15 protein-coding genes are annotated in these 18843 nt (G+C 64.5%); 8 read left to right on the forward strand and 7 right to left on the reverse strand.

The genetic code is table 11. The features are described 5' to 3' along the window. Positions 1 to 47: 47 nt before the first annotated feature. A complete protein-coding gene (locus tag Y704_RS0117330) occupies positions 48 to 935 on the forward strand; it encodes a ParA family protein (RefSeq protein WP_026551038.1) in 888 nt (295 codons plus the stop codon). 77 nt (positions 936 to 1012) lie between these two features. Next, positions 1013 to 2419 carry a ParB/RepB/Spo0J family partition protein gene (locus Y704_RS0117335; protein WP_026551039.1) on the forward strand — a complete coding sequence of 469 codons (1407 nt, stop codon included), beginning with the start codon at positions 1013 to 1015 and terminating at the stop codon, positions 2417 to 2419. A 1457-nt stretch (positions 2420 to 3876) separates the two neighbouring features. Here the strand turns inward: Y704_RS0117335 and trxA are convergent. The 5 genes from trxA to Y704_RS0117365 all read right to left on the reverse strand — a co-directional run bounded on the left by trxA (position 3877) and on the right by Y704_RS0117365 (position 9525). Beyond that, entirely contained in the window at positions 3877 to 4200 is a 324-nt protein-coding gene (gene trxA, locus Y704_RS0117345) for a thioredoxin (protein WP_026551040.1), read from the reverse strand. 31 nt (positions 4201 to 4231) lie between these two features. Then, positions 4232 to 5275 (reverse strand): thioredoxin-disulfide reductase, encoded by a 1044-nt coding sequence (trxB, locus tag Y704_RS22375; RefSeq protein WP_051477338.1) that lies wholly within the window; start codon positions 5273 to 5275, stop codon positions 4232 to 4234. 174 nt (positions 5276 to 5449) lie between these two features. Continuing rightward, on the reverse strand, positions 5450 to 7057 hold the full coding sequence (locus Y704_RS0117355) for a hypothetical protein (protein ID WP_155850421.1): 1608 nt from the start codon (positions 7055 to 7057) through the stop codon (positions 5450 to 5452). A 73-nt stretch (positions 7058 to 7130) separates the two neighbouring features. After that, entirely contained in the window at positions 7131 to 8915 is a 1785-nt protein-coding gene (gene murJ, locus Y704_RS0117360) for a murein biosynthesis integral membrane protein MurJ (RefSeq protein WP_026551042.1), read from the reverse strand. A 79-nt stretch (positions 8916 to 8994) separates the two neighbouring features. Beyond that, complete coding sequence (locus Y704_RS0117365; RefSeq protein WP_026551043.1) at positions 8995 to 9525, reverse strand: NUDIX hydrolase; 531 nt, start codon at positions 9523 to 9525, stop codon at positions 8995 to 8997. Positions 9526 to 9671: 146 nt separating this feature from the next. Here Y704_RS0117365 and Y704_RS0117370 point away from each other — a divergent pair, with 146 nt between their 5' ends. Both Y704_RS0117370 and Y704_RS0117375 read left to right on the forward strand, forming a co-directional pair. After that, positions 9672 to 11138 carry a CCA tRNA nucleotidyltransferase gene (locus Y704_RS0117370; RefSeq protein WP_026551044.1) on the forward strand — a complete coding sequence of 489 codons (1467 nt, stop codon included), beginning with the start codon at positions 9672 to 9674 and terminating at the stop codon, positions 11136 to 11138. Next, entirely contained in the window at positions 11135 to 11785 is a 651-nt protein-coding gene (locus Y704_RS0117375) for a histidine phosphatase family protein (protein WP_051477342.1), read from the forward strand. Before Y704_RS0117370 ends, Y704_RS0117375 begins: the two co-directional genes overlap by 4 nt. Positions 11786 to 11812: 27 nt before the next feature. Here Y704_RS0117375 and Y704_RS0117380 read toward each other — a convergent pair whose 3' ends face one another. Next, a complete protein-coding gene (locus Y704_RS0117380; RefSeq protein ID WP_035773297.1) occupies positions 11813 to 12979 on the reverse strand; it encodes a DUF418 domain-containing protein in 1167 nt (388 codons plus the stop codon). Positions 12980 to 13381: 402 nt separating this feature from the next. On the opposite strand from Y704_RS0117380, the gene Y704_RS0117390 reads away from it, so the two are divergent. From Y704_RS0117390 to Y704_RS0117405, 4 genes are all read left to right on the forward strand, one after another. Next, positions 13382 to 13672 (forward strand): hypothetical protein, encoded by a 291-nt coding sequence (locus Y704_RS0117390; protein WP_026551047.1) that lies wholly within the window; start codon positions 13382 to 13384, stop codon positions 13670 to 13672. Between the two features lie 123 nt (positions 13673 to 13795). Then, positions 13796 to 15043, forward strand: coding sequence for a D-inositol-3-phosphate glycosyltransferase (gene mshA / locus Y704_RS0117395; protein ID WP_026551048.1), 1248 nt, complete (start codon positions 13796 to 13798; stop codon positions 15041 to 15043). A 36-nt stretch (positions 15044 to 15079) separates the two neighbouring features. Further along, entirely contained in the window at positions 15080 to 15886 is an 807-nt protein-coding gene (locus Y704_RS22380) for a phosphatase (protein ID WP_035773298.1), read from the forward strand. Next, positions 15886 to 17556 (forward strand): formate--tetrahydrofolate ligase, encoded by a 1671-nt coding sequence (locus Y704_RS0117405; RefSeq protein WP_035773300.1) that lies wholly within the window; start codon positions 15886 to 15888, stop codon positions 17554 to 17556. The genes Y704_RS22380 and Y704_RS0117405 overlap by 1 nt, the downstream gene beginning before the upstream one ends. A gap of 101 nt (positions 17557 to 17657) precedes the next feature. On the opposite strand, the gene Y704_RS0117410 is transcribed toward Y704_RS0117405, so the two are convergent. After that, complete coding sequence (locus tag Y704_RS0117410) at positions 17658 to 18734, reverse strand: inositol-3-phosphate synthase (RefSeq protein ID WP_026551050.1); 1077 nt, start codon at positions 18732 to 18734, stop codon at positions 17658 to 17660. Positions 18735 to 18843 lie beyond the last annotated feature (109 nt).

Here is an 18843-nt window from a genome sequence, read left to right on the forward strand (position 1 = left end):
CGAAGCCGTTGCCCGCCGGCAAGAAAGCGAGCGGAACCAGGAGTGTCATGGAAACCATGGACGACTCCTCACCGCTCGGGCGGGAGTTGGCACAGGAAACCCGGCGGCGGGCAAAGCTGCTGGGCAGGAAGCTCCCCCGCCCGGACCGCACCCGGGTGATGACGGTGAGTAATCAGAAGGGCGGAGTGGGCAAGACCACGACGACCGTCAATATAGCCGCCGCGCTGGCCTCGGCCGGACTGAAGGTTCTGGTCATCGATATCGACCCCCAGGGAAATGCCTCGACCGCACTCGGGATCGACCACCACGCCGAGGTGGACAGTATCTATGATGTCCTGATCGACGACCTCCCACTGGGGAAGGTGGTTGCCCCCTGTCCCGATGTGGAGAATCTCATCTGCGCTCCGGCAACCATTCACCTCGCCGGCGCAGAAATCGAACTCGTCTCACTGGTGGCCCGGGAACAACGCCTTCGCCGGGCCATCGATGCCTACGCAAGGGATCGCGAAGCATCCGGTGAGGCACGCCTGGACTATATCTTCATCGACTGTCCCCCGAGCCTCGGCCTGCTGACGGTCAACGCTTTCGTTGCCGCCCAGGAGGTACTCATTCCCATCCAGTGTGAGTACTACGCTCTGGAGGGTTTGAGCCAGCTGCTGAAGAACATCGAAATGATCCAGAAGCACCTGAACGCGGACCTCGTCGTGTCGACCATCCTGCTCACCATGTATGACGGACGGACGAATCTTGCCGCCCAAGTGGCAGCGGAAGTGCGGGAACACTTCCCTGAACAAGTGCTGAAGGCACTTGTCCCGCGATCGGTGAGGATCTCTGAAGCACCCAGCTACCAGCAGACCGTGATGACCTACGATCCGTCATCAAGTGGAGCGTTGTCCTACCTGGAAGCTGCTGGCGAAATCGCCGAGCGCGGGTAGATAAGGCTTAACACGCAGCATGTCCTGTCCCTATAGGTTTACCGCACGGGTTGTCCCTGCTTATTGGAGGAATCGTCATGGTTGAGAAGCGCCGAGGGTTAGGCCGGGGACTCGGGGCACTTATCCCCAGCGCTCCAGTCGAAGAGGCTGCTCCTGTCGAAGTGGAGAGCCGGCGGGCGGGAAGTCGTCCGGCGGACCTTTTCTTCGAGGCGTCCCGCAACCATCAGGAAGCACTCCGGCAGCAGGCCCGGCAGGACGGTGCGGACGGCGTGCCGAGCGAAAAGGATGCATCGACCACGCTGCGGTCGAAGACACGCTCCACTCCCCGCACCAGTGTCCCCTCGCTGAAAGCGGGAAAGGCGGCGCGGGCGGTCATCGGAGGCAGTGACGATAAGACTGCTGTTTCACGTGAAACCAAGGAGGACGTCCCAGGTGGCGCCGAAAAGGCCGTATCGAACGGTGAGTCGCACGTCGAACCGCCGGCGAGTCTGGTCGAGAAGGTCGTTCCTGATTTCGAGGCCGGTGTTCCTGCCACCGAGACCGACGGTGCTATTGCCGAGGATAGCGTTGTTGTACCTGGTATTGCCCGGAATGGAAGTGTTTCACGTGAAACAGTGACGCATACTGCCTCCGCGGCCCCGGGGGAATCGCCCGGCGCTCTTGTGGAGGTTCCTGGAGCGCAGTTTGCTGAGCTGCCCATTGATTCGATCCATGCCAATCGTAAGCAGCCCCGGCAGGAATTCGATGCCGACGAGTTGGCGGAACTGGCGCACTCCATCCGCGAGGTGGGAGTACTTCAGCCCATCGTCGTCCGGCCTTCGCAGGAAAACGGAGCTACCGGCTACGAACTGGTGATGGGTGAGCGTCGATGGCGTGCGACGCGGGAGGCGGGACTTACAACCGTCCCTGCGATCATTCGCCTCACGGGTGATGATGACCTGTTGAGGGACGCTCTCTTGGAGAACCTCCACCGAAGTTCGCTCAATCCCCTCGAGGAGGCAGCTGCCTACCAGCAGCTCCTCGATGACTTCGGATGTTCCCATGAGGAGCTATCCGGTCGAATCGGTCGGTCACGACCCCAGATATCGAATACGCTTCGTCTCCTGAAGCTTCCTCCCCTCGTGCAGCGTCGTGTGGCAGCTGGAATCATCTCGGCCGGTCACGCGCGTGCGCTCCTCGGACTCGCGGATCAGGCCGAGATGGAGAAGCTCGCCCAGCGGATCGTCGCTGAGGGGCTATCCGTGCGCTCCACCGAGGAGATCGTGGCCATGAGCGATGGTTTACGACGGCCGGCGAGAGAGTCCACCCCGAAAGCCGGGGCACGCCACGAGAGGCTCGACTACCTCGCTTCCTCTCTGTCCGACCGCCTGGACACGAGCGTCAAGATCACCCTCGGCGCACGGAAGGGGAAAGTCAGCATCGAGTTCGCCTCCGTCGATGACCTGAACAGGATCATGGGCGTGCTCGCGCCAACTGAGAACTGACGGTCCCTTTCCCTCCGGAATTGCCGACTCCTTCCCGACGTTCGAGCCCGCTTCGTACTTCTCGGGAGCGGCTTCGCGAGATTCAGGCGTCAATTGGGTGGACATCGTTTCACGTGAAACATGCAGGGCTGGCACGGATGGTCAGGTGTTTACAGTGCGCGAAGTTCTGCTGGCAGTTACGTCTCGCTAATTTGACCCATGATTGCTGATCTGCCGGACTCATTGGAACACCGGGCTCGCACGCTATGAGGAGAACTCTCTTCACCGCTGCGGAATCGCTGGAAGGACGCCAAAAGGTGCATTCGCGCGGGGCGGGTCCGCACTTTGAGCGACTTATCGCACCGGTGTCATCCGACCTAAAAAGTTGGCCCTCCCGCTCACGCCCGGTGTCCCGGTCTGCGGAATTGCGCAGTGTCAGCGCGTCAGTTTCCCGCGGGTCAGCAGTTGCCAGTATAGGAGCGGCGCCTTGTCGCATCCGCCAGTCCGCAGCCGATGGCGTGTTAACGGGACCTAACAGGGTGCTGCGTAGCCTTAGGCTGACGTCCGGAAAGAAGGATCCGTTCTGCGACCCAGGTTCTCGGTGTGGAACAGCGTCTCGTGACAATTCCGAAACGGCATAGCCGACCGGGTGCCCTGAGCGCGCTATGGGGGCCTACATCGTTTCCCGCAGGATGATCATCGATGATCAGAAGGCGAATGGTGTTTCACGTGAAACCAGACCTGCGCAAGCGGCTGAACGGGGTAGGCAGTCCGGCGGCGACCGGGTCACATCCAGTGCCTTCGAGGTGCCATCGGCGGCTGCAACCATCGCCCGTACCAATGAATTCGGGTCGTTGCGGACAAATGCAGATTCGCGTGCTGCGACAATACAAGGTTGCAAGACGCTCGGGCGAGACTGGTCGCGTACCCGGATGTGAAATGTCGATCGTCTCCGGAGACTCAGGTTTTGGTACTTGAGCCGGGGAGCTTCTTCCCGGCGCCTCTTCCCCGGCGCTCCTATCCCAAGGCGCCGGAACCGTGGGTCCTTTCCTGAGACCGATGCTCCCGAGACCGCAGCTGATCGCCCCAGCGAAAGGCAGTCCCTGTTCAACAAGAACGATCCTCCTCAGCCGACCGGCGCTTTCTTCTGATCTTTCCTTCACGGACGGCCGGTTGCCCTCGGTATCACAGCGGGGGCGACGGCAGCCGTGGTTCCAGCCGCACGGTGCCCTCAATGGGCGAGGGGTCGAACTTCCAGGCGCTACGTTTCACGTGAAACAGTCGGGTCTACCGATGGACGGTACCGGGCGGGTTGCCGCCGGTGAGCGGTACCACGCGGCGCGTGACCCCGGGCTGATCGAGAAGGACATCGATCACGACGCATGACGGCCGCTTGACAGCCCCATGCAGAAACCCGGCCACCTGGAGGTGACCGGGTCGTTGAATGCTCTGCGGAGTGCTGAGGGGCGATCGTCGGGTCAGAGGAAAGCCGCGAACTCCTGCTCGAGAACATGTTTCGGCTTGGCGCCGATGGAGGTCGCAGCCACTTCGCCTGAGCTGAAGACGTACACGGCCGGGATGGAAGTTATCCCGTACTTTGCAGCGATCGCAGGATTGTCGTCGACGTTCACCTTCACCACGTTGATCTTCTCCGAGTGCTCGGCAGCGATTTCATCGAGGATAGGGGATAGTTTTCGGCAGGGTCCACACCACTCGGCCCAGAAATCAACGATTACTGGTTTCGGTGATTCGAGCACGTCGCTGGTGAACGAAGCATCGGTTACATCTTTTGCGGAACTCATTCAAACTCCTTTGGATAGCTGGTTGCGGTTCTCAGAGGGTTGCGTTCTCCGACACGGCCTCGGCGGGGGGTGTAGGCACCGTGGCAGCAGTCGGGACCGTGTCACCGATGTCGGCGAGGTAGTGCTCGACATCTATCGCGGCCACACAGCCGGACCCGGAAGCGGTGATCGCCTGGCGGTAGGTCGGGTCGATGACGTCGCCGGCGGCGAAGACACCGGCAACGGAGGTCTTCGACGTCCTGCCCTGGACTGCGATCGTTCCCTCCGAGGTAAGGGCCAGCTGATCCTTCACGAGCTCGACCCGGGGATCATTGCCGATGGCCACGAAGACGCCGGTGACGGAAAGCTCCTGCACTGACCCATCGACGGTGCTCCGGAGGGTCACGCCTGCCACCTTGTCCGCGCCCTGGATGGCGACTACTTCAGAGTTCCAGGCGAAGCTGATCTTCTCGTGGGCAAAGGCGCGGTCCTGCATGATCTTGGAGGCGCGCAGCGTGTCCCGGCGATGTACCACCGTGACCGACCGGGCGAACTTCGTGAGGAACAGCGCTTCTTCCATGGCAGAGTCCCCGCCGCCGACGACAACGATGTCCTGATCGCGGAAGAAGAAGCCGTCGCAGGTTGCACACCAGCTCACGCCATGGCCGGAAAGCCGCTTTTCGTCGTCGAGCCCGATGTCGCGGTAGGCGGAGCCCGTCGAGATGATGACGGCGCGGGCCAGGAAGACCTCACCTGTGGCGATCGTGAGCCGCTTGATCTCGCCGGAGAGCTCGGCGGAGACGACATCCTCGAAGAGGATCTCCGTACCGAAGCGCGTCGCCTGCTTCTCGAAGCTCTCCATCAGGTCGGGCCCCATGACGCCCTCCGGAAATCCCGGGTAGTTCTCGACATCGGTCGTGTTCATCAATTCGCCGCCGGCCTTGACCGAACTCGCGATGAGCAGCGGTTTGAGGTTGGCGCGCGCAGCGTACACGGCGGCGGTGTAGCCGGAGGGACCCGAGCCGACGATGATCACATCGTGGACTTTCTGGCCTGCGTCCGGCCGATCCTGACCAGGCGATGCCTGTACGGTCACGTCGGAGAGTGTAGTCACGGTTACTGTGGACCTTCCTGTCATTGTCTACGCTGGCTTGCATGCTTTTCACAGAGCTGCGGACACCTTGTCCAACGGCGTCGGGCCTCCGCTTATTCCAGAGCTGTCCTGCGGCGGCGGCCCGTCGAGGGCGTGGAACCAGCGCCCGGCGTGGTTCTAGGAGACGCTGATCTCGGCGATCCTGAGGCCCCACGGGAACTGCGCCTGGATGTTGGAGAGCCGGGGCAGCTGGGTGAAGTTGATGATCACGTACTGCGCAGTAGGAGGCCCGTCGCTTCCCGCCGGCACCGGAAGGGACACCGTCGGTGCAGTGAACCCGCCCTGGGCGATCTGTTCCGCGCCGGTGAGCGTCGGCTCGTCGTTGATCAGGACGGAAAAGCTTCCCCCGGATCCGTTGAGCTGAGTGATGTCAACCTGGGAGATGGTTGATTCTTCCTCCAGTTCGACGACGAGCGCGAGGCTTTGCGCCAGCCCGCCGAACACCTCATTGGCGTAGACGTAGCTGCCCCAGAAAGTAGCCGGATTGCCATCGATGATCAGTGGCAGATTGGTGTCGTTCGGTGCGTCCAGCGCCGGGTTGTTCGGCACGAACCGCGTCACGCCGGTCGCAACGGGCGCCACCGCGTCGGGAACCGGTTCCGGTGAGGCGCTGGGCTGGGCGGATGTGGCCTCGGCTGTGGCCTGGGGTTCGGTCGGGGTGGGTCCGGCGGGCCCGGCGACGTCGCTACTGAAGTTGCCGAGCTGTGTCGCGGCGAGGAATACCGCCGCAACGAGGACGAGGGTGAGTACGGCACCCACCAGGATGCGGCTGAACTTGCGGCTCTTGCTGTCGTCGGAGTCGTCGTCATACACACCGGGGTCGGTGTCGTACGCCGTGTCGTCGTAGGTATCGTCGGTGTCGGGACTATCGTCGTCGCTGTCCCACCGCTGGTCGTTCGCGCCGGCAGGGAAATGTGACGCGGCCCGTTCAGGGTGGCGGGATACCGCCGCAGCCGCACCACCGGCCAGCACTGCACCTGCAGGAACACCGGCGGCAGGCAGCCGCGTGCCGTGCGGTGAGTCCTCGTCAGGCAGCCGCGTCACTTTGGCACTGTTTCCCTGGACACCGGATGCAGCAGGTGAGATTCCGTCCGGCGCCTCTGTCCCGGGGACCGCGCGCGGCGGTCCGCTCGGAGGTGCGGGCACAGTCCGGGGAGCCGGGCTGGATCCGTTCGCCGGGGATCGTGGACCCTCCCGCTTCGGCTGGTTCACACTGTTCGGCGCCGTATCCTCGTTCGCGCCGGCCTGCCTGCTGAACCTTTTCGAGAAACCCGAGAGACGCGAGCGGCGCTCCGGCTCCTCTCCCTCCTCCTCGTCGTCGTCCTCAGGGTCGGTCGAGCGGGCAACCCCGAAGATCTCCGAGCCCAACGTGTCGGTGAAGAAGGGTTCGGTGTAGACGGGCTCCGGCTGAACCGGCTCCTGCTGAACAATGAGGTCCAGCAGATCGGCGGCAGATGCGCGGTTGGTCACGAGATACGTGGCATCGTCGGTGATCGCGAGATCGAGCACCTGGATGCTGCCGGGGCGCTCACCGGTCGCGAGCTCGCGTGCGCTGGAGGCGACCCTGGTTCCGTTCCCGGAAGAAGCGACCAGGATACTCACCTGCCGGTTCAGGACCTGATCCATGCCGTCGAGCACCAGGTCCTTCTCAGCAGAAGCCAGGACGTAGGCGGTGACCTTGTACCGGCCCCCTAATACTGACCCGACATCCACTGCTTCTGGCACGTGTTCCTCCCGCAAAAACTCGTTGATTTCTACCCATGCTACCGTTCGCCGCGCGGAACCCCCGGTTCTGGGGCTAGTTCCGGGAGCGCCGGAAACGGGTCAGCAGCGGAGCAAGGAAATCGCTGAGTTCACGCACCCTGAGCAGCCTGAGCATCAGCAGATAGGCACCGGCCATGGCCGTGCCGCCGAGCACCAGCACGACGACGGCGTTCAGCTTCGAATTCCAGACATAGCCGACGGGCTCGTAGCCGCCGAAAAGCCACAGTATCCCGGTTCCCACGAGGGCGGACACCATGCCGGCAAGGATGAAGCGCACATGGACATCGAAGATACGACCCGCCCCGTAGGGTCCTATCCGGCGGGTCAGGAAGAGATGGCTGACGACGACGGCGATGGCGTTCCCCAACGAATAGGACGCAGCCAGCACGGGAACGATCAGTTCCGGTGAGAAGGACCCGGCGACAAGTGCGAAGCCGACCCCCATGGCGGAGAGGATGAGCTGGATCTTCAGCGGGGTCTTCACGTCCTCGCTGGCGTAGAAGACCCGGTTCAGGAAGAAGTTCGCGCTGAGGAAGGGGGCGCCCAGGGCGAGGATGGTGATGATGACCCCGTTGAGGGCGGCGCTTTCCCTCGATTCGCTGAAGAGCGCACCAAGAGGGCCCGCGAAGGCCAGCAGCACGGAGGCGCCGAAGACGGTGGCCACGCCGATGGTGCGCAGTCCATGGGACAGCGTGGCCTTGACGGCGGGCATGTCGTTCTCCGCGTGTGCCTTCGAAAGCTGGTTGAACATCACCGTCGCAAGCGACAGCGCAATGACGGAGTGGGGCAACTGGTAGACGAGCGCTCCGAATTCGAGGTTGGTGAGCCCCGCGATCAGTACCGGCGGATCCTGCGCGAGGAAGCCCGCCCTGGCCTCCGAGGCGATTGTCGCGACCTTCTGGTTGATCAGGTACAGACCGTTGCCCACGAGCATCGTCACGATGGTCACCGACGCGAGCTTGCCCGTCCGGCCAAGGCCTGTACCTCGGAGGCCGAAGCGGGGACGCAGCCCGAGATGCAATTTCTTCAGGGGGACCAGCAGGACGAGGGCCTGGAGGATGATGCCCACCGTGGTGCCGCCGGCCAGGAGGAGCGTCTGGTTGGTGGTCCACGTTTCGGGGGTGTGCTGCTCGCTCTGCTCCGCCCCGGTCAGCGAAATGAAGACGATCAGGAAGGCGATCGAGATGACGTTGTTGACCACCGGAGCCCACATGTACGGGCCAAAAGAACCGTTGGCGTTCAGTATCTGACCGGTGACGGCGTACATCCCGTAGAAGAAGATCTGCGGCAGGCACCAGTAGGCGAAGGTGACGGCCAGGGCAAGCCTGTCGCCCGTGATGCTGGTGGTGATCCCCACGATGAAGGGCGCAGCGAGCGTCACCAGGATGGTGAGGACCAGCAGGACGGCCGCGGCGAGCGTCATCAGGCGGCTCACGTAGTCAGCGCCGCGGTCGGGTAATCTGCTGGCCCGGATGATCTGCGGCACCAGGACCGCGTTGAAGACACCCCCGGCCACCATGAGGTAGATGAAGTTCGGCAGGTTGTTGGCCGAGGTGAACAGGTCCGATACTTGTCCGGAGGCACCGATCGCGGTGGCCAGAAGGGCGACCCGGACCAAACCGAGCAATCGGGACACGAGCGTGCCGGCCGCCATGATGGCACTCGAACGCGCGGTGGTGTCCGGCACCGGTGTGTTGGAATCAGCCGATTCGTCAGGGGGCGCGCTTTGGCGTGGTGCGTTCGGTCCCGGAGGTGCGGCGTATGGACGGCCGACGCCGGCGTCCTGGACGGGAATTGAGGCTGTGTTGTGTTCCGACATCGCACATCATCGTCTCATTCAATCGCGGTGCTGCGGCAATCTGTGCGGGCAGCGGCTGTCGCCCCCGGCGCGGCTTGCGCTAAAGGTACTCGGGGAGGACTTCCCGGGCGAGGTCGGCGATCCGCCGCTCATTGGGAAAGGACAGCCTGCGGCCGAGCTCATGCAGCGGCACCCAGGCCACATCCACGGCCTCATGGTCCGGATCGTTTTCGATGGTGAGGTAACCGCCCGTTGCCGCGAGCAGGAAATGATGGACCGTCTTGTGCACACGGTGGCCGCTGACGGTGAACCAGTAGTCGATGCTTCCCAGTGCCGTCAGGATCCGGCCCTGGATACCGGTCTCCTCCTCGATCTCCCGGATGGCAGCCTCTTCGCTGTTCTCCTTGTTCTCAGGATGGCCCTTCGGCAGGCACCACTCCAGGCGGCCGCCGCGATTCAGGCGCGCGATGATGGCGACATCGAGGGTTTCCCGCGAAGTATCGATGACAATTCCGCCGGCGGAGACTTCCTCGACGGTGGGCAACTGATGATGCACCGCAGGCACACCCGTCACACCCATCGACACAGTCAAAGGGGTGCGTTTCGGTGCACTTGGAACGGGGCGGTCCATGGCACCACTCTAACGATCTTTAACTGCCGGTGATGACGGCGACGGATGCCCGCCGACGCGGCGAAGTGCGTCTCGGCGCGGCCAGATCCGTTCCCTGAAGCGGGCGTGGTGGGAATTGGCTTCCGGTCTGGCACCCTTAAAGGACTATGGCGCACCTGTTGGATTTGTCGACCCTGACCGCCCCGCTACCGGCCGTCGTGCCCGCACTGGGGGAGCTGTTCAGCAGCGCGGGTTTCGAGCTGTCCCTGGTCGGCGGACCCGTGCGGGATCTCTTTCTGGGCAGGGTGTCCCCTGACCTTGATTTCACCACCAACGCGGATCCGGACCAGACCCTTGCTGTGATCCGGGGCTGGGCTGACACGCACTGGGAAATCGGCAGGGCTTTCGGGACCATCGGCCTCCGCAAGGACGGCCACCAGCTCGAGATCACCACCTACCGCGCCGAATCCTATGATGCCGGCTCGCGGAATCCCACCGTTGCTTTCGGCACGAGCCTTGAGGAGGATCTCTTCCGTCGCGACTTCACCATCAACGCCATGGCCCTGAGACTGCCCTCCCTGGAGCTGGTCGACCCTTCGGGCGGGGTGAAGGACCTCCGTGCGGGGGTGCTGCGCACGCCGGGCGCGCCGTCGTCGTCGTTCACCGATGATCCCCTTCGGATGATGCGCGCGGCGCGGTTCGTGTCGCAGCTCGGCGTCAGGGTGGCCCCCGAGGTCCTCGAGGCGATGACGTCGATGGCTGAACGCATCGGGATCATTTCCGCGGAGAGGGTGCGGGACGAGCTGATGAAGCTGATCCTCGGGGCCGCGCCTTCGGACGGGATCGACGTGATGGTGGGAACCGGCCTCGCCGACCACGTGCTGCCCGAAGTTTCGGCTCTCCGCCTTGAAATCGATGAGCACCACAAGCACAAGGACGTGTACCAGCACTCGCTCACCGTGATGGAACAGGCGTGCGGTCTCGAAACCGGGGACGACGGCGCGGTGCCGGCCCCCGATTTCGTCCTGCGCTTCGCGGCGCTGCTGCACGACATCGGCAAACCCGCCACCCGGAAATTCGAGCCCAGCGGCGCGGTGAGCTTCCGCCACCATGACGCCGTTGGTTCGAAGCTCACCGCCAGACGCATGCGTGAACTGAGGTTCGACAACGACACCATCAAGGCCGTTTCGCGGCTCGTGGAACTGCACATGCGCTTCTATGGATACGGGGAGGCGGGGTGGACCGATTCGGCGGTCCGCCGGTACGTCAACGACGCCGGTCCGCTCCTCGAGCGCCTGCACCGGCTGACGCGCTCCGATGTCACCACCCGGAACAGGCGCAAGGCCGAGCGGCTCGCCTTTGCCTACGATGACCTCGAGGCGCGGATCGCGGTGCTCGCCGAGCAGGAGGAACTGGCGTCGATCCGGCCGGATCTCGACGGCGCGGCGATCATGGAGCTGCTCGGTATAAGCCCCGGCCCGGTAGTGGGGCGCGCCTACCGCTTCCTGATGGAGGAGCGAATGGACCACGGTCCCCTCGGTCGGGATACCGCCGAGGTGAAGCTGCGCGCGTGGTGGAGTGGGCAGCCCGAATCCCAGGCGGGCCGCGACCCGCAGGAAGGCGGCGAAGCATGAACCCGTCCACCGGCGCTGCGACACCCGACCTCACCCCTGCAGGGACACCCCTGCCGCGGCTGTGGCTCCTGCGGCACGGCGAAACGGAGTGGTCCCGCGATGGCAGGTATACCGGATTGACCGACCTGGCCCTGACCGGGAACGGCGAGCGGCAGGCCGTCGAGGCGAAGCGGCATTTCCAGGGTGTGGCCTTCGACGCCGTCTACACCTCGCCGCTGCAGCGTGCCACGCGGACTGCCGAACTCGCGGGCTTCCCGGACGCCGAGGTGCTTCCGTACGCCCATGAATGGGACTACGGCGACAACGAGGGGAGAAGCAGCGCCCTGGTCCGGGAGCAGAATCCCGGGTACCTCATCTGGACGCACGGGGCGCCGCAGGGCGAATCGCTCGATTCGGTGGCGGAGCGCGCGGACCGCGTTATCTCACTGGTGCAGGCGGGGTGTGGAACGCAGGCCGACCGGGATCCGCAGGCGCACCCTGTGCAGAACGCGCTCCTCGTGGCCCATGGGCACTTCCTGCGGGTTGTTGCCGCCCGCTGGCTCCAGTTCTCCGCGATCGAGGGACGACGTTTCGTGCTGGGTACCGCGGCGGTGTGCGCGCTGGGCTGGGACAAGCACACCCCGGCGATCGTCCACTGGAACCTGTAGGTTTCCCGGTATCCTGCCGGCCCGACCTCAGGCGTCCCAGGCCTGCGGAATCTCCTTCCAGTAGGTCACCCTCCGCAGCGCCCACTCCACGGGACCCTGCGGGAAGTGGGAAAGCCACCAGCGGCTGAGCAGGAGCAGCACCGCAAAGACGACGACGACGAGGAGCACCACCAGGAGCGTCGGTACCCGATCCGTCAGCCGCAGCCCGTAACCCGTGAAGACCAGGGACAGAACGACCGACTGCGCCAGGTAATTGGTGAGGGCCATCCTTCCCGCGGGCTCGAGGAACTGCAGGATTATCCTGCCGGATCGCGCCCGGAAGGCCAGGAGCAGGGCCGCGGCGTAGCTGACGGTCAGCAGGGGTGAGGTAGCAACGGAGATCGCGGTCGCCAGCGTGGTCGAGGTGTCGCCGTCGGAGTAGTGAATGAGATAGGCCTGTACGGTTGCCCCGGCCAGGCCCAGCGGCAAGCAGGCGAGGATTGTTCCTCGAAGAACCCGCCCTGGGATGCCCCGTTCGAGAAGGCGTGCCTTTCCTGCCGCGAGCCCGGCGTACAGCGCTGCCAGAGCCAACGGCCCCTGGAAGAACAGTACTGAGGGGAGGATGCGCAGGTAGGTGTCGGCATTGTCCTGCAGGGCCGCCGCGGGCGTCGTCGCCGGTGTTCCCACCCCCGGAATGGCCCGGAATTCCGGGGACGCCGGGTCCGCCAGGGAGGTAAGGATCATCCCCAGGGTCGCGAGCAGGAACAGCAGCGCGAAGGCAGCGGTGAGGATGATGCCCGCCGCCAGGGCCGTCCGCGGCACGGCGGCCCTGGTGGCGAGCAGGATGCATCCGAGCACGGCGTAGGTCAGGAGGATGTCGCCGTAGAACAGGAAGAGCCCGTGCAGGATCCCGAGAACCGCCAGGAATCCCAGCCTCCGCAGGGTGCGGGGAACCACCGGCGCCGGAGAATCGGCGGCGGAGGCCCATTGGAGGACGAAGCTGTAGCCGAAAAGGAACGAGAACAGCAGGTAGAACTTCGCCTCGAACAGCAGGGTGACCAGGAAGCGCACCAGGGTGTCCGGTTCCTCCAGCGTGGGGCTGGTCGAACCGGAGAGCGCCCACGGGTCCGCGAAATACCAGACATTGACCATCAGGATCCCCAGAAGTGCGAAGGATCTCAGCGCATCCAATTCCCGGATCCGAAGGTTCGCCATGATCGAATCGCCTCCGAATCCCGGTGTCCGGGAAAAAAATCCAACAATTCTTCGCGGATTACTGTACGAATGGTTCTCCCCTACGGTAGCTTTACTACATGCCATTGGGCATTCCCAACCGAAGGATCACCTGACGGAGGGATGCACGGCATCGCAGCTATCAGCGCACGACAGGAACAGGAGGTAGGGATTGTGAATACAACAGCGAGCGGCATCTTGACCCTCGGCACCGGCCCCGCCTTCATTCTCCGCCTGTCCTGAGGATTGCGCCCGCCGGCTCACCGTCGGCCTCTTCCCGGCACGGCATTCCAGGGTTCAGCCCCTGTGGACGGCCGTCGTTTCCTCGAACCTTCTGGTAATTCACCAGTTCCTGGTCCGTTAATTCCTTTTTGAAAGACGATCATGCCCGATTCCCAGCTTTCCCCTGCCCAATTGCAGCAGGAGGTTCCGACAAACGGTGAATTTCTCATGTCGGGTTCACTCACAGCCGCCCCGTCCGCGCCGGTGTCACCCCAGGACGGCGGAGGTACGCCGATGCCCGGATTCCACCATCGGAAGGAGGTGCAGCTCATCCTGCGAAAATGGAGGGACAGTCTGTCCTTCCGGGACCGGATCCGCATCCAGCGCGTCGGCAGCGCGCGGGACAGTGTCCAGCGCTTCGTCCTCCCGCAGTACGCCCTGTACATCAAGTAGGGTCGGCGGCATTCCTGCGGGGACGGCTGCTCCCGCTCCGGAATGCCGCTCGGCGCCAGTGCGTTATAGGCTCAGAAGCGGTTCTCCCCGTACCACGAGCACGAGTTCCCGGAAGGAGTGGGCGTGCCCCCCGTCAAACGCGTGGCCATGCTGTCGCTCCATACCTCTCCTCTGGAGCAGCCGGGAGCGGGGGACGCCGGTGGAATGAACGTCTACGTCCGGTCCACCGCGCTCGAGCTGGCCAAGGTCGGCATCGAGGTGGAGATCTTCACCCGGGAAACCGGTGACGGTCTGTCCCGACACGAAGAACTCGGCGACGGCGTCGTCGTGCACCACCTCACGGCCGGCCCCCGCGGGAAACTGCCCAAGGAAGCGTTGCCGGAACTTTCGGACACCTTCGCTGAGGCGATTGCCGAGGTGACCGACCTCCTGGCCGACGGCCACTACGATGTGCTGCACTCCCACTACTGGGTGTCGGGGATCGTCGGGTTGAAAGTGAGCCGCAACCTCGATATCCCGTTGGTGCATTCGATGCACACCATGGCCAAGGTCAAGAATCTCCGGATGAAGAACCTGACCTCGCCCGAGCCGTCCGACCGCATCGTCGGTGAGCAGTTGCTGGCTCGGGAAGCGGCACGCATCATCGCCAATACCAGCACCGAGGCGTCCGAGCTCACCTCGCTCTATGGGGCGGCGCGGGAGCGGGTGGACGTCGTGGCGCCAGGCGTCGATCTGTCCACCTTCCATCCGGGGTCCCGGGAGCGGTCGCGCTCCCTCCTCGATTTCCCGACCGAGGTGTTCCATGTCGTCTTCGCGGGCCGCATCCAGAAGCTGAAGGGACCCCAGGTGCTGGTGGCGGCCGTACGGGAGCTGAAGGCACGACGGCCGGAGATTCCCCTCCTGGTGAGCATCCTCGGGTCGGGCAGCGGCTCCGAAGCCCTGAAGCTGCAGCCGATGATCGACGATGCCGGGCTCCACGGGAGTGTCCGGCTCTATCCGCCCGTTCAGGCGGCCCAACTCGCGCACTGGTTCCGCGCAGCCGACGTGGTGGCGATGCCGTCCTACAGTGAATCGTTCGGACTGGTAGCCCTTGAAGCCCAGGCCTGCGGCACCCCGGTTCTGGCGGCGAATGTCGGAGGACTGCCGAAGGCGATCAGCGACGGACGGACGGGCCTGCTGGTCGACGGGCACTCGCCTGCAGCCTGGGCGGCAGCGCTGGAGAAGCTCCACGATGACCGGACACTGAGGGAGAGCCTCGGCCGCGGAGCAGCCACCCATGCCCTGGCTTTCGGCTGGCAACGCACGGCCCTCCTGACCGCGCAATGCTACCGCACCGCGGTCGAGCAGCTGAAAGCGGCCGCGGCGCTCTGACGTCCCCGGTCCCCGGCTCCCGCCTAGAATTGGAGCGTGAACCCCACTGAGCTAGCCCGATACCTTGACGCCGCACGCATTACCGGAAACGTCGCGACGCCGCGGCAGGACAACCTGCGCCACATCCAGTTGTTCCTCGACGGGAATGAACACCTGGAGTTCGGAGTACGTACCACCCGGAACTGGACCTACGACGAGGTGTTCACCCTGATGCAGGAGAGGGTTGGTATCAGCGCCGACCGCTCGCTCGAATCAGGACAGGACACGATCGACGCCGCCAAGTGCATCGCTGCACTGGACCGTTTCGCGGACCGTTTCGGATCAGCAGTGCGCGCGCGCCGGCGGATCCTGTTTGCAACGGGCCATCCAGCCGGGCTGCTGCCGGTGCACGCCGCGCTGGCGCAGGCGGCGCGGGATGCCGGTGCCACGATCGTGGAAGTGCCTGAGGGCAACCGTTTCCGCTCAGGAGACATCCGCCAGCTTTTCGGAGTGCTGATGTGGCACCAGCACGGCAACCTCATGCACACCCATTCCCCCGAGCCGATGGAACTGAGTCTGGCGTTTCTGCGGGACCGCGGACTTGCAGCACCTGAGCTGGTGGTCGCTGACCACGGCTGGGCAGGCTACGCGGCAAGTGAGGGCTTCGCGGCACTCGGCTTCGCGGACTGCAATGATCCGGGCCTGTTCGTTTCGGAAGCTGAAGGGCAGCTGGAGGTCGCGGTTCCCCTCGACGACAACGTATGCTCCGGCCTTTATATACCAATCATCGAATATATTCTGGAGCGAGCCGATGTGGCCAAGCCATCCCTCGGGTCGGCGCAACCCGCTGGTAGGTTGGCCTGATGAGCGACCTGGAGATTGCGCGTAACGCCCTGATTCGCCCCATCGAGGACATCGCGGATGCCGCGGGTATTCCGCCCGAGGCACTCGAACACTACGGCAAGTACAAGGCCAAGGTGGACTCGGCAGGCCTGCGGCCGCCCGGATCGAAGGCGTCGGGACAGGTTGTGCTGGTGACGGCGATGAGCCCCACACCGGCGGGCGAGGGAAAGTCGACCTGCACGGTGGGGCTGGCCGATTCGCTTGCCCGGGCGGGCAAGCGGGTGATGATCGCCCTGCGCGAGCCGTCGCTGGGCCCTGTGTTCGGGATGAAGGGCGGGGCAACGGGCGGGGGCTACTCGCAGGTGCTGCCGATGGACGACATCAATCTCCACTTCACCGGGGACTTCCACGCCATCACCTCGGCGAACAACGCGCTGATGGCCCTGGTCGACAACCACATCCACCAGGGCAACGCGCTCGGCATCGATCCCCGGCGAATCACCTTCAAGAGGGTGCTCGACGTGAATGACCGGGCCCTTCGGGAAGTGGTCATCGGGCTGGGCGGCCCCGCCAACGGCATACCGCGCCAGGACGGGTTCGACATCACCGTGGCCTCCGAAGTCATGGCCGTCTTCTGTCTCGCCGAGGACCTGCCGGACCTCCGGGAGCGGCTGGGAGGAATGACCATCGGCTACACCTACGACCGCCAACCGGTCACAGTGGGACAACTCGGTGTAGAGGGAGCATTGACGCTGCTGCTCAAGGACGCCATCAAGCCGAACCTCGTCCAGACCATCGCCGGAACTCCCGCCCTCGTCCACGGCGGACCCTTCGCGAACATCGCCCACGGCTGCAACTCCGTCATCGCCACGAAGACGGCGCGCCGGCTTGCGGACATCGTCGTGACCGAGGCCGGCTTCGGCGCGGACCTCGGCGCCGAGAAATTCATGGACATCAAGGCGCGGGCGGCCGACGTGGCACCCTCCGCCGTCGTCGTCGTCGCGACCATCCGCGCCATCAAGATGCACGGCGGCGTCGCGAAAAGTGATCTCGCGAGGCCCGATCCCGATGCGCTGCACGACGGCACAGCCAACCTGCTGCGGCACGTGCGGAATGTGGAGAAGTTCGGTATCCGGCCGGTGGTGGCGATCAACCGCTTCGCGACGGACACGAAAGAGGAGCTGGACTGGTTGCTGCACTGGTGCGCCGGCGAGGGAATCGACGCGGCGGTGGCCGACGTCTGGGGCAGGGGTGGGGGCGGGCCCGGCGGAGACGACCTCGCCGCCGCGGTGCTGCGTGCGCTGGAACGCGAGGTCGAGTTCACCCACCTCTATCCGCTCGAGCTTCCCGTGGAGGAGAAGATCCGGGTCATCGCCCAGGAGATCTACGGAGCCGACGGCGTCGAGCTCTCGTCGCAGGCTCTACGGCGCCTCGGCGAACTGACCGCGAACGGGTGGGGGCACCTGCCGGTGTGCATGGCCAAGACCCAGTACTCCTTCTCCGACGACCCCGCGCTCCTCGGGGCCCCGAAGGGCTTCACCCTCCACGTGAGGGACCTGATTCCCAAGACGGGAGCGGGCTTCATCGTCGCCCTGACAGGGGCAGTGATGACCATGCCGGGGCTGCCGAAGGAGCCCGCTGCCGGAAAGATGGACGTGGACGCCGACGGCAACACGGTGGGGCTGTCGTAACGGCCGGGGGGCGCTTATCCACAGGAAAGCGCCCCCGTGCAGGTGTTGTCAACAGGTTGTCCACAGCTCCGGCACAATGGCCGGTCCGGAACGCGTGCGGCTTATTCGCCGCGGATGAACGCCTCGACCTTTTCGTGGGCGATGTCGTCAGCGAACTGCTGGGGCGGTGACTTCATGAAGTAGCTCGACGCGGAGAGGATCGGGCCTCCGATTCCGCGGTCCAGCGCAATCTTGGCCGCCCGGATGGCGTCGATGATGACACCCGCGGAGTTGGGGGAGTCCCAGACCTCGAGCTTGTACTCCAGCGACACGGGGGCGTCGCCGAAGTTGCGTCCCTCGAGGCGCACGAACGCCCATTTGCGGTCATCGAGCCAGGCGACGTAGTCGGACGGCCCGATGTGCACATCGTCGGCGTGCAGCTCGGCCTTCACGTTGGAGGTGACGGCCTGCGTCTTCGAGATCTTCTTCGACTCGAGGCGGTCGCGCTCCAGCATGTTCTTGAAGTCCATGTTGCCGCCGACATTGAGCTGGTAGGTGCGGTCGAGTGTCACGCCGCGGTCCTCGAAGAGCTTGGCCATGACACGGTGCGTGATGGTGGCCCCGATCTGACTCTTGATGTCATCACCGATGATCGGCACGCCGGCTGCGGTGAACTTGTCCGCCCACTCCTTGGTTCCGGCGATGAAGACGGGAAGTGCGTTGACGAACGCGACTCCCGCATCGATTGCACACTGGGCGTAGTACTTCGCGGCGTGTTCCGAACCGACCGGCAGGTAGCAGACCAGGACGTCCGCCCGGGTGGCCCTGAGCTGTCCGACGATGTCCACGGCTTCCTCGTCGGATTCGACGATGGTTTCGCGGTAGTACTTTCCGAGTCCGTCGAGCGTGTGGCCGCGCTGCACGATGACGCCGGTGGGCGGGACATCGGCGATCTTGATGGTGTTGTTCTCGCTGGCGCCGATCGCTTCGGCGAGATCGTGGCCCACCTTCTTGCCGTCGACGTCGAAGGCTGCGACGAACTCCACATCGCTCACATGGTATTTGCCGAACTGGACGTGCATCAGGCCCGGAACAGTGCCCGAAGGGTCAGCATCCCGGTAGTAGTGCACGCCCTGGACAAGCGACGCCGCACAGTTGCCGACTCCGATGATTGCTACCCGGATGGGGTTGTTTCCCACAGTTCTCCTCAAAAGCCAAGAAATTGATCTACCCCAGGTCGCCGTCGAGGCCGGGTAGAACGTCCAGTCTACGTGGATCGCACCACCGACCGGAGAGACGGGTGCGCCG

The organism is Arthrobacter sp. Br18, assembly GCF_000520555.1.
Taxonomy (GTDB): Bacteria; Actinomycetota; Actinomycetes; order Actinomycetales; family Micrococcaceae; genus Arthrobacter_D.

Coding starts and splice junctions, on each gene's coding strand:
- Y704_RS0117330 (WP_026551038.1), top strand. CDS start 48: ATGGAAACCATGGACGACTCCTCACCGCTCGGGCGGGAGTTGGCACAG.
- Y704_RS0117335 (WP_026551039.1), top strand. CDS start 1,013: ATGGTTGAGAAGCGCCGAGGGTTAGGCCGGGGACTCGGGGCACTTATC.
- trxA (WP_026551040.1), bottom strand. CDS start 4,200: ATGAGTTCCGCAAAAGATGTAACCGATGCTTCGTTCACCAGCGACGTG.
- murJ (WP_026551042.1), bottom strand. CDS start 8,915: ATGTCGGAACACAACACAGCCTCAATTCCCGTCCAGGACGCCGGCGTC.
- Y704_RS0117365 (WP_026551043.1), bottom strand. CDS start 9,525: ATGGACCGCCCCGTTCCAAGTGCACCGAAACGCACCCCTTTGACTGTG.
- Y704_RS0117370 (WP_026551044.1), top strand. CDS start 9,672: ATGGCGCACCTGTTGGATTTGTCGACCCTGACCGCCCCGCTACCGGCC.
- Y704_RS0117375 (WP_051477342.1), top strand. CDS start 11,135: ATGAACCCGTCCACCGGCGCTGCGACACCCGACCTCACCCCTGCAGGG.
- Y704_RS0117380 (WP_035773297.1), bottom strand. CDS start 12,979: ATGGCGAACCTTCGGATCCGGGAATTGGATGCGCTGAGATCCTTCGCA.
- Y704_RS0117390 (WP_026551047.1), top strand. CDS start 13,382: ATGCCCGATTCCCAGCTTTCCCCTGCCCAATTGCAGCAGGAGGTTCCG.
- Y704_RS0117405 (WP_035773300.1), top strand. CDS start 15,886: ATGAGCGACCTGGAGATTGCGCGTAACGCCCTGATTCGCCCCATCGAG.